Annotated in this window: 7 protein-coding genes; all 7 read right to left on the bottom strand. The window is 67.2% G+C overall.

The window, feature by feature from the left end:
• Positions 1-129 precede the first annotated feature (129 nt).
• On the bottom strand, positions 130-1,587 hold the full coding sequence (locus PV768_RS15405) for a glutamate synthase subunit beta (protein ID WP_321215990.1): 1,458 nt from the start codon (positions 1,585-1,587) through the stop codon (positions 130-132).
• Positions 1,580-6,193: a glutamate synthase large subunit gene (gltB, locus tag PV768_RS15400; protein ID WP_157238434.1), complete on the bottom strand. Its 4,614-nt coding sequence runs from the start codon at positions 6,191-6,193 to the stop codon at positions 1,580-1,582. Before gltB ends, PV768_RS15405 begins: the two co-directional genes overlap by 8 nt.
• Before the next feature lie 264 nt (positions 6,194-6,457).
• Positions 6,458-7,612 (bottom strand): prolipoprotein diacylglyceryl transferase, encoded by a 1,155-nt coding sequence (gene lgt / locus PV768_RS15395; protein ID WP_421093451.1) that lies wholly within the window; start codon positions 7,610-7,612, stop codon positions 6,458-6,460.
• 3 nt (positions 7,613-7,615) lie between these two features.
• Positions 7,616-8,440 carry a tryptophan synthase subunit alpha gene (gene trpA, locus PV768_RS15390; RefSeq protein ID WP_321215987.1) on the bottom strand — a complete coding sequence of 275 codons (825 nt, stop codon included), beginning with the start codon at positions 8,438-8,440 and terminating at the stop codon, positions 7,616-7,618.
• Complete coding sequence (trpB, locus tag PV768_RS15385) at positions 8,437-9,765, bottom strand: tryptophan synthase subunit beta (protein ID WP_321215986.1); 1,329 nt, start codon at positions 9,763-9,765, stop codon at positions 8,437-8,439. The genes trpA and trpB overlap by 4 nt, the downstream gene beginning before the upstream one ends.
• Before the next feature lie 118 nt (positions 9,766-9,883).
• Entirely contained in the window at positions 9,884-10,705 is an 822-nt protein-coding gene (gene trpC, locus PV768_RS15380) for an indole-3-glycerol phosphate synthase TrpC (protein ID WP_321215985.1), read from the bottom strand.
• Positions 10,705-10,992, bottom strand: a complete 288-nt coding sequence (locus PV768_RS15375) for an HGxxPAAW family protein (protein WP_157238438.1) — start codon at positions 10,990-10,992, stop codon at positions 10,705-10,707. Before PV768_RS15375 ends, trpC begins: the two co-directional genes overlap by 1 nt.
• Positions 10,993-11,001: the final 9 nt, after the last annotated feature.

The following is an 11,001-nucleotide window of genomic DNA, read 5'->3' as shown; positions in this document are numbered from 1 at the left end:
CGCGAGGGTGTTCTCGTAGCTGGCGATTGCCGGGCCGAACGTAGCCACAATTTTTGCGCGTCTCATATACCTACCCTATTGGTCTCTTGCATTGGTTAGTTGTCGTGGAGGTGAACCCCCGATGCATGCCTAGAGCACGGCGATGGCGCGGTCCGTGGGGGCCACGGGGGCGGGAAGGATGGTGCTCCCCATCAGGAACTTGTCCACTGCTGCAGCCGCGGCGCGGCCTTCGGCGATGGCCCACACAATGAGGGACTGTCCGCGGCCCGCGTCGCCGGCCACGAAGACGCCCTCGGTGTTGGTCATGTAGTAGCCGTCGCGGGACACATTGCCGCGGCCGTCGAACTCAGCCTTGACCTGTTCGGTGATCCCGGCGGGCTCGGCGCCGGTGAATCCCAGCGACAGGAACACCAGGTCCGCGGGGATGATCCGCTCGGTGCCGGCCTTGGGCAGGCGCTTGCCGTCCACGAATTCAGTCTCGGCAACCTTGACGCCGGTCAGCTTGCCGTTCTCGCCCACGAACTCGACGGTAGAGGCAAGGTACGTGCGCTCACCGCCTTCCTCGTGGGCGCTGGCTACCTCGAAGAGGTTGGGGAACGTGGGCCACGGCTGGTGGCTGGCACGCTCGGCCGGCGGCTGCTTGCCGATGGCGAGGGTGGTCACCGATGCCGCACCGTGGCGGTGCGCGGTGCCCAGGCAGTCCGCCCCGGTGTCACCGCCGCCGAGGATCACAACATGCTTGCCCTGGGCGTGGATCTGGTTTTCGATGTGCTCCCCCGCGACTGCGCGGTTTGCCGGGACCAGGTAGTCCATGGCGAAGTGCACGCCGTCAAGGTCCCGGCCCGGGATGGGCAGGTCGCGCGGCACGGTGGCGCCCGTGCAGACCACGACGGCGTCATAGCGCCGGCGCAGCTGCTCCCACGTCACGTCGGTGCCCACGGCGACGCCGGTCCGGAAGCGGGTGCCTTCCGCCTTCATCTGCTCGACGCGGCGGTCCACCTGCTCCTTTTCCATCTTGAAGTCGGGGATCCCGTAGCGCAGCAGGCCGCCGATCTTGTCGTCGCGTTCGTACACCGCGACGGTGTGGCCCACGCGCGTCAGCTGCTGGGCCACCGCCAGGCCGGCGGGTCCGGAGCCAACGACGGCCACCGTCTTGCCGGTCAACCGGGCGGGAGGCAGCGGCTCCACCCAGCCGTTGTCCCAGGCCTCGTCGATGATGGAGACTTCCACCTGCTTGATGGTGACGGCAGGCTGGTTGATCCCCAGGACGCAGGACGCCTCGCACGGAGCGGGGCACAGGCGACCGGTGAATTCCGGGAAGTTGTTCGTGGCGTGCAGGCGCTCGATAGCTTCCTCGCCCTTGTCCCGCCACATGAGGTCGTTCCACTCGGGAATCAGGTTGCCCAGCGGGCAGCCCTGGTGGCAGAACGGGACGCCGCAGTCCATGCAGCGGCCGGCCTGCGCCTTCAGCGTGCCCTTTTCCTGCGCCTCGTACACTTCCTTCCAGTCCATGATGCGGACGGAAACGGGACGGCGCGGCTGGGTTTCCCGCTGGCGTACTTTCAGAAATCCGCGTGGATCAGCCACCGGTCACCTCCAGGATTCGAGACCATACTTCTTCGCCGTCGGGGTCCAGGCCCTCTTCGATGGCGTCGAGACGGGTTTGCAGCACGGCCGCGTAGTCGCGCGGCAGCACCTTGGTAATGCGGGCTGCGGTGTCATCGAAATTCTCGAGGAGCCGCGCAGCCAGCTGGGAATCAGTTTCTTCAACGTGCTTGACCAGCAGGCCGTGCACGATGTCGCGGTCCTCGGCATCCAGCTCGCGGAGCTGGAGTTCGCCGGACTGCAGGGCTTCCTTGTTGACCCGGGCGGTGTCCAGGTCCAGGACGTAGGCGGTTCCACCGGACATGCCGGCGCCGAAGTTCCGGCCTGTGCGGCCGATGATCAGCGTCTGGCCGCCGGTCATGTACTCGCAGCCGTGGTCACCGATGCCTTCGACGACGGCGGTGGCACCCGAGTTGCGGACCAGGAAGCGTTCGCCCACCTGGCCGCGGAGGAACATCTCGCCGCTGGTGGCGCCGTAGCCAATCACGTTGCCCGCGATGACATTCGTCTCCGCCTTGAACACGTTGGTCCGGTCCGGGCGGACGATAATGCGGCCGCCGGAGAGGCCCTTGCCCACATAGTCGTTCGAGTCGCCGTACAGCCGCAGCGTGATGCCTGCGGGCAGGAAGGCGCCCAGCGACTGGCCGGCGGTGCCGCTGAGGGTGATGTCGATGGTGTCCGTCGCCAGGACATCCGTGCCGAACGTCTTGGTCACGACGTGGCCCAGCATGGTGCCCACCGAGCGGTCGGTGTTGATGACGTCGACGGCGATCTTCACCGGGCTGCGGTCGGTCAGCGCCTCCGTGGCCATGGTGATCAGGCGCTGGTCGAAGTGCTTGTCCAGCTCGTGGTTCTGGCCGGTCAGGTTCCGCAGCGGAGCGTCGTCGTCGAACTCCAGCCCGTGCAGGATGGGGTCCAGGTCCAGGCCGTCGGCCTTCCAGTGGTTGACGGCGTCCCGGGCGTCCAGCACCTCGGCGTGGCCGATTGCCTCCTCCAGGCTGCGGAAGCCCAGCTCCGCCAGGATCTCGCGGACTTCCTCGGCCAGGAACTCGAAGAAGTTGACCACGAACTCCGGCTTGCCGGTGAAGCGGGCTCGCAGCTCAGGATTCTGCGTCGCGACGCCCACCGGGCAGGTGTCCAGGTGGCAGACGCGCATCATGATGCAGCCTTCAACCACCAGCGGGGCGGTGGCGAAGCCGAACTCCTCGCCGCCCAGCAGCGCGGCGATCACAACGTCGCGTCCGGTCTTGAGCTGGCCGTCCACCTGCACCACCACGCGGTCGCGCAGGCCGTTGAGCATCAGGGTCTGCTGGGTCTCGGCCAGGCCGAGCTCCCACGGGACACCGGCATGCTTGAGCGAGTTCAGCGGCGAGGCGCCGGTTCCGCCGTCGTGGCCGGAGACCAGGACGACGTCGGCCTTCGCCTTGGTGACACCGGCGGCAACTGTGCCGATGCCCACCTCGGAGACGAGCTTGACGTGCACCCGGGCCGAGGGGTTGGCGCGCTTAGCGTCATAAATCAGCTGCGCGAGGTCCTCGATCGAGTAGATGTCGTGGTGCGGGGGCGGGGAAATGAGCCCGACGCCGGGGGTCGAGTGGCGGGTGCGGGCCACCCACGGGTAGACCTTCTGCGCCATCAGCTGGCCGCCCTCGCCGGGCTTGGCGCCCTGGGCCATCTTGATCTGGATGTCGTCGGCGTTGGTCAGGTACAGGCTGGTCACGCCGAAACGGCCGGACGCGATCTGCTTGACCGCGGAACGGCGCTTCGGGTCAAGCAGGCGGTCCACGTCCTCGCCGCCTTCGCCGGTGTTGGACTTGCCGCCCAGCTGGTTCATGGCGATGGCCAGCGTTTCGTGGGCCTCCTGGGAGATGGAGCCGTAGCTCATGGCACCCGTGGAGAACCGCTTGACGATGCTGGACACCGGCTCAACTTCCTCAAGCGGAACAGCGGGGCGCTCGTTCTTGAACTTGAGGAGGCCGCGGAGGGTCATCAGGTTCTGCGACTGGTCGTCCACGCCGCGGGTGTAGGCCTTGAAGATGTCGTAGCGGCGCTCACGGGTTGCGTGCTGCAGCCGGAAGACGGTCTCCGGGTTGAACAGGTGGGGCTCGCCGTCGCGGCGCCACTGGTATTCGCCGCCGCCCAGCAGCGGGCGGTGGGGCTGCTCGATGCCGCCCTCGGGGTAGGCCATCTGGTGGCGGGCCGAAACCTCCGCGGCGATGACGTCCAGGCCCACGCCGCCCAGCTGCGAGTGGGTGCCGGCGAAGAATTCGTCCACGAGGTCCTGTCCCAGGCCAAGCGCTTCGAATGTCTGGGCGCCGGTGTAGGAGGCCACCGTGGAGATGCCCATCTTGGACATGATCTTCAGGACGCCCTTGCCGAGGCCCTTGATCAGGTTATAGACGCCGTCCTGCGGGGTGACACCGGTGACGTCGCCGGCAGCAATGAGCTGCTCCACGGATTCCATCGCCAGGTACGGGTTGACGGCGGAGGCGCCGTAACCGATCAGGACAGCCACATGGTGCGTCTCGCGGACGTCGCCGGCCTCGACCACTAGTGCGGTCTTGGTGCGGTTGGCGCTGCGGAGCAGGTGGTGGTGCACGGCGCTGACAAGCAGCAGCGACGGGATGGGCGCCCACTGCGCGTTGGAGTCGCGGTCGGACAGCACCACGTACTGGACTCCGCGGTTGATGGCGCCGGAGACCTGCTCGCAGATCTCGGTGAGCCGGGCACGGAGCGCGTTCTCGCCGCCCTCCGGGCGGTAAAGCCCGCGGACCTTCATGGCCACCTTGTCGCCGTCGGCGTTCTCGATGTTGGCGATCTTGGCGAGCTGGTCGTTGTTGATGACCGGGAACGGAAGCTGGACCTGCGGCTGGCGCACCTGCTTGGTGTCCAGGAGGTTGCCGTTGGGGCCGATGGCACAGGTCAGCGATGTGACGAGTTCTTCGCGGATGGCATCCAGCGGCGGGTTGGTCACCTGCGCGAAGGACTGCACGAAGTAGTCGAAAAGCAGGCGCGGGCGCTTGGACAGCACGGCCACCGGGGTGTCCGAGCCCATGGCGCCCAGCGGCTCTGCGCCGGTGCGGGCCATCGGGCCGAGCAGGATCTTCAGTTCCTCGGTGGTGTAGCCGAAGGTGCGCTGGCGAATGTTCACCGACGCGGCGGTGTGGACCACGTGCTCGCGCTCGGGAAGATCGTTGAGGTCGATCAGGTTGTCCTTGACCCACTCCGCCCACGGGTTGGCGGCGGCGACTTCGGCCTTGACCTCTTCGTCGTCGATGATGCGGCCGGCGTCGGTGTCCACCAGGAACATCTTGCCCGGGGAGACGCGGCCCTTCTTGACCACCTTGGAGGGTTCGACGTCGATGACGCCCACTTCGGACGCGAAGACGATCAGGCCGTCCTCGGTGATCCAGAAGCGGCCAGGGCGCAGGCCGTTGCGGTCCAGGGTGGCGCCCACGAGGTTGCCGTCGGTGAAGGAGACGGCCGCCGGGCCGTCCCACGGTTCCATCAGGAGGGAGTGGTACTCGTAGAACGCGCGGCGGGCCGGATCCATGGTGGCGTGGTTTTCCCAGGCCTCGGGGATCATCATCATGATGGAGTGCGTGATGGGGCGGCCGGAGAGCCACAGCAGCTCGGCCACCTCGTCGAAGGACGCGGAGTCCGAGGCACCCGGGGTGCAGATCGGGTACAGCTCTTCCGGCGTATCGCCCAGCAGCGGGTTGGCGAGCTGGGACTGCCGGGCGCGCATCCAGTTCCGGTTGCCCTTGACGGTGTTGATTTCACCGTTGTGGGCGATGGTGCGGAACGGCTGGGCCAGGGGCCAGGAGGGGAACGTGTTGGTGGAGAAGCGCGAGTGGACGATCGCCAGCTTGGTCTTGAAGCGCTTGTCCGAAAGGTCCGGGTAGAACGGCTCAAGCTGTGCAGTGGTGAGCATGCCCTTGTAGACAATGGTGCGCGAGGACAGCGACGGGAAGTACACGCCGAACTTGTTCTGGGCGCGCTTGCGGATCCGCCAGGCGCGGGAGTCCAGTTCGTTGCGGTCAAGTTCCTCGCCGGTGGCGGAGGCCAGGAACGGCTGGGAGAAGTAGGGCATGCAGGCGCGTGCCATGGCACCCACCAGGTCGGCGACGATAGGCACTTCGCGCCAGCCGAGGACCTTCAGGCCCTCATCGGCGGCCAGGCCCTCGATACCTGCCTTGGCGGCGTCGGCCTCGCGCTGCTCGGCGGGAAGGAAAGCGGTGCCGGCCACGTACTGGCCGGGGGCGGGAAGTTCGAAGTCCGTAACTGCACGGAAGAATTCGTCCGGGATCTGCATGAGGAGGCCGGCGCCGTCACCGGTGCCCTCGTCCGCACCCACCGCACCGCGGTGCTCAAGGTTGCGCAGGGCGGTGAGGGCGGCGTCCACGATGTCATAGCCGGGCTCTCCGCGGAGGGTGGCGATGATCGCAAGACCGCAGGCGTCCTTCTCCTGCTCCGGGTTGTAGAGCCCGTGTGCCTCCGGAAGGGCCGCGAAGCGCTTGAACGGCGACATGGCAGTCTCAGGCTGATCTGGTTCAGACCAGCTGGGAGTGTGAAGAGTTTGGGTCATGGGAGACGTCCTTCCTCCTGATCGTGCGTATGGAAGGGACACCGTTGGCCCCACTCGTCGGGCGCCGCTCACATGGGCACAACAAAGTGTTATTTACTGGAAATTGTAGGTCAGCATGGCCTGCTGAACTAACAGTTACGCAGGCCCCTGCCCCGGGCAACACCTGACAGCATTTCCATGCTGTCCGGGGCGGCCCCGCTGCCACGACGCTGTGGTGATTGGGCGCTTCGAGCGGTGGCTCTGCTGCCCTGCCTGGCCCGCGCGCTACTTGGTAGTGCCGGCTTCCGGCGCGCTTCCTGTGGCTGTGCTGCCGGACTTTCCGGCAACTGTTGCGTCCGGTCCGGGCGTGGGGCCCGCCGGCGCAGCCGCGGCCTCTTCCGTTGGGACGGAAGCATGCCGGGAACCGCTTTGGTTATCAGGGAGATTATCACGCGATTCACTATCTGAGACAACAGGGTCCGGATCCCGGACCTCGTCGCCGCCCTCCACGGCCGCCGTCCGATCATCATCCCCGGCGGGCTCCCGGCCCGGAAGATAGGGGCTGTCCGGCTCTGTCCGCTTCTTCATGCCCAGCAGGATGAACGCCACGAGCGCGGCCAGGAACACGAAAATGCTGGTCCACACGTTCAGGCGGGTGGTGATGCCGAACAGGGAGATCTGCTCGGCGTCGTCGATGCGCATCGCCTCGATCCACACCCGGCCCAGGGTGTAGTACATGGCATAAAGCCAGAACAGCCGGCTGCGGCGGACGTTGAACTTCCGGTCCAGCGCGAGCAGGATGACGACGCCGGCCACGTTCCACAGTGATTCGTACAGGAACGTGGGGTGGAACAGGGTGTCCGCCGGGGTTCCGGCCGGAAAGTTCGGGTTGTCGGCGTCAATCTGCAGGCCCCACGGCAGGGTGGTGGGCCCGCCGAAGAGTTCCTGGTTGAAGTAGTTGCCCCAGCGGCCCACGGCCTGGGCCAGCAGCAGTCCGGGCGCCGCCGCGTCCAGGAAGGCGCTGAGCTTGACGCCGCTGCGGCGGCAGCCGATCCACGCGCCCACGACGCCGAGGACCACGGCACCCCAGATGCCGAGGCCGCCGCGCTGGATCTGCGGGATCAGGGTAAGGTCGCCTGTGCCGTCAAAACCGGGGCCGAAGTAGGCGTCCGGCGACGAGACCACATGGTACAGGCGGCCGCCGATGATGCCGAAGGGAATGGCCCAGACCACGATGTCCCAGACGCTTCCTTCAGGTGCTCCGCGCTTGGCCCAGCGGACGGAGGTGAGCCACAGGCCCGCCACAATGCCTGCCAGGATGCACAGGGCGTAGGCGTGGATGCGCAGCGTTCCCCACGGCAGGGGAATGTCGAAGCCGGACCAGTCCGGGCTCGGAATGCTGGCCGGCACCATTGCTGCTGCCTGGAGGAGGGTCTGCATGGCCTAGGCTTCTTCCCTGGTCAGTCCGGTGCGGCTCAGTCCGGTGCTGAGGTCCTTGGTGAGGGCGGCTACTGCGTCCACCCCGCCGTCGCGGATTGCGGCCACCAGGGCGGTGCCCACAATGACGCCTTCGGCGTAGGCGGCGATCTCGCGGACCTGGTCCGCAGTGGAGACGCCCAGTCCGACGCACACGCGTTCGGCGCCTGCGGCGTGTGCCGCCGCCACCACGTCCTTGGCTGCGGTGCTGACGGACGTCCGGGCGCCGGTGACGCCCATGATGGACACTGCGTAGACGAAGCCGCGGCTCGCGTCCACGGTGCGCTGCATGCGCTCGGCCGTGGACGACGGCGCCACGAGGAACACCCGGTCCAGCCCGTATTTATCCGATGCTTCCATCCACTCCGCTGCCTCATCGGGGATGAGGTCAGGGGTGATGAGCCCTGCTCCCCCGGCTTCGGACAGGCGGCGGGAGAACTCGTCCACGCCCATCCGGACCACGGGATTCCAGTAGGTCATCACCAGGACGGCGGCGTCCGTCTTGCTGGTGATGCCGGCAACCACATCAAAGACCTGGCGCACGGAGAAGCCCTTGGCAAGCGCCTCGGTGGTGGCGGCCTGGATGACCTGGCCGTCCATGACGGGGTCGGAGTAGGGAATACCGATCTCGATCAGGTCGGCACCATTCTCAGCCAGGGCAATGCCTGCGGCGATGGTCTCCTCCACGCTGGGGTAGCCGGCGGGCAGGTAGCCGATCAGCGCGGCGCGGCCTTCAGCACGGGCCTTGTCAATGGCCGCGGCTGACTTGCTGGTGGTCTGTGCGGTGCTCACAGCTGCTCCCCCTCTTTGCCGATTTCCGACTCGGCGGAATCCTTGTCCAACAGGTCGAACCATTCGGCTGCGGTGGCCACGTCCTTGTCGCCGCGCCCGGAAAGGTTCACGATGATGATTTTGTCCTCCGCGGAACCGCCGGCCTCGGCGGCTTCGGCAGCCAGCCGCTGCCCTACCTTGATGGCACCGGCCAGGGCGTGCGAGGACTCAATGGCGGGAATAATGCCCTCCGTGCGGCACAGCAGCCGGAAGGAATCCATGGCCTCGCTGTCCGTGATGGGCTCGTAGCTCACCCGGCCGATGTCGGCGAGGTAGGAGTGCTCCGGGCCCACGCCGGGGTAGTCAAGGCCGGCGGAGATCGAGTGGGACTCGATGGTCTGGCCGTCGTCGTCCTGCATGAGGTAGGAGCGCGCACCGTGGAGGACGCCGGGCTTGCCCAGCGTGATGGTGGCCGCGTGCCGTCCTGTGTCCACGCCGTCGCCGCCGGCTTCGAAGCCGTAGATCCTGACGGACGGATCGTCCAGGAAGCCGTGGAAAATGCCGATGGCGTTGGAGCCGCCGCCGATGCAGGCGCAGACGGCGTCGGGCAGCCGTCCGGCCTGTTCAAGGATCTGGGCGCGGGCTTCTTCGCCGATGACCTCATGGAAGTAGCGGACCATGGCCGGGAACGGGTGCGCGCCGGCGGCGGTGCCCAGGAGGTAGTGGGTGTTGTCCACGTTGGCCACCCAGTCGCGCAGGGCGTCGTTGATGGCGTCCTTGAGGGTCTGCGATCCGCTCGTGACGGGAATGACGGTCGCGCCCAGGAGTTCCATGCGGGCCACGTTGAGGGCCTGGCGGCGGCAGTCCTCTGCGCCCATGTAGACAACGCACTCAAGGCCCATCAGGGCGGCAGCGGTTGCGCTGGCCACGCCGTGCTGGCCGGCGCCGGTCTCGGCGATGACGCGGGTCTTGCCCATGCGCTTGGCGAGCAGCGCCTGGCCCAGCACGTTGTTGATCTTGTGCGAACCGGTGTGGTTCAGGTCCTCGCGCTTGAGGAAGACCCGGACGCCGCCGGCATGCTGGGAAAAGCGCTTTGCTTCGGTCAGCAGCGACGGCCGGCCGGAATAGTTCTTGTTGAGGTCCGCGATCTGCGCCCGGAATTCGGGGTCGTCCTTGGCCTTGTTGAACGTCTCCTCGAGTTCGTCCAGGGCGGCGATCAGGGATTCAGGCATCCAGCGTCCGCCATAGCTTCCGAAGTAGGGTCCCGGGGCGTGCTTGAGGGAGCCGCCCTGCAGGAATGCTTCTGCGGCGTTGTTGTCAGCGTTTCCTGAGGGTGCTTCAGCCATCAGTCCCGTCCTGTTCGAGTTGGTGGTGCAAAAGTGTGTCGTCCCGGCAGGGCAGCCTGCCGGGCGTGTTCGACGGGCGGGGATCCATCCCGCCCGCCTGTGCGCAGGTGCGTTGGCCTCAGCCCCGGGCTGCTATCGCGGCGGCGCCGGCTGCCTTGAACTCGGCGATCCGCTCCCGCGGCGTCGAGTGGCTGACCAGCGCCTCGCCCACAAGCACGGCGTTGGCGCCGCTGGCGGCGTAGTGGGTGACGTCGCCGGCGTCGCGGACGCCGGACTCGGCTACCACGACTGCGCCGGCCGGGATCCGCCCGGCCAGGGAAGCGAAAACTGAACGGTCGACGTCGAGCGTCTTCAGGTTCCGCACGTTGACGCCGATGATGCGCGCCTGCGCGGCCACTGCCCGCTCGATTTCCTCTTCCGTGTGCGTCTCCACAAGGACGTTCATGCCAAGTTCGTGGCTGAGGCCGCTGAATTCGGCGAGCTGGGCGTCCGAGAGTGCAGCAACGATGAGCAGGATCAGGTCCGCGCCGTGGGCGCGGGCCTCCCAGATCTGGTACTCGTCCAGCGTGAAGTCTTTCCGCAGCAGCGGCACGTCGACGGCGGCGCGCACCGCATCGAGGTCGGCCAGGGACCCGTTGAAGCGGCGCTGCTCGGTGAGGACGCTGATGACGGAGGCACCGCCGTCGGCATACTGCCGGGCGAGGGACGCGGGATCGCCGATGGCGGCGAGGTCTCCCTTGGAGGGGCTGCGGCGTTTGATTTCCGCGATGACCTTGAGCTCGTTCCGTGACGGGGAGGTTCCGCCAAGGGCTGCCCACGCGTCGCGGGCAGGTGCCGCCGCCTCCGCCAGGTCCTTCAGTTCGGCCAGCGAAACGAGCTGCTTCCGGGCCTCCATATCCTCCCTGACACCAGCATTGATGTCATCGAGAACAGTGGACATCAGTGGCCGGAGTTCTTCAGCTTGCTGCCTTCGACGCCGTAGCCTGCCTTGCGCATGACGTATCCGAGGATCAGGCCCAGCACCATGACGCCGGCGCCGGCGATGAAGATGGGCGTGCTGGCGATCACGAAGGCAATGGATGCGATGAGGGCGCCCACCAGCATGACGATGACGCAGGTCCAGGCTGCGGGGCTGTTGCCGTGGCCGAGTTCCTGGCTGTGGTCGATGGCGCCGGGGGCCACCGTTCGGGTGCCGGACTTGGAAACGGACGCAGGTGCTTTGCTCATGGAAATCTC

It is taken from the genome of Pseudarthrobacter sp. CC4, assembly GCF_048957775.1.
Taxonomy (GTDB): domain Bacteria; phylum Actinomycetota; class Actinomycetes; order Actinomycetales; family Micrococcaceae; genus Arthrobacter.
Note: the sequence above shows the minus strand (reverse complement) of the source record. Positions and strands in the feature narration are given on the sequence as shown.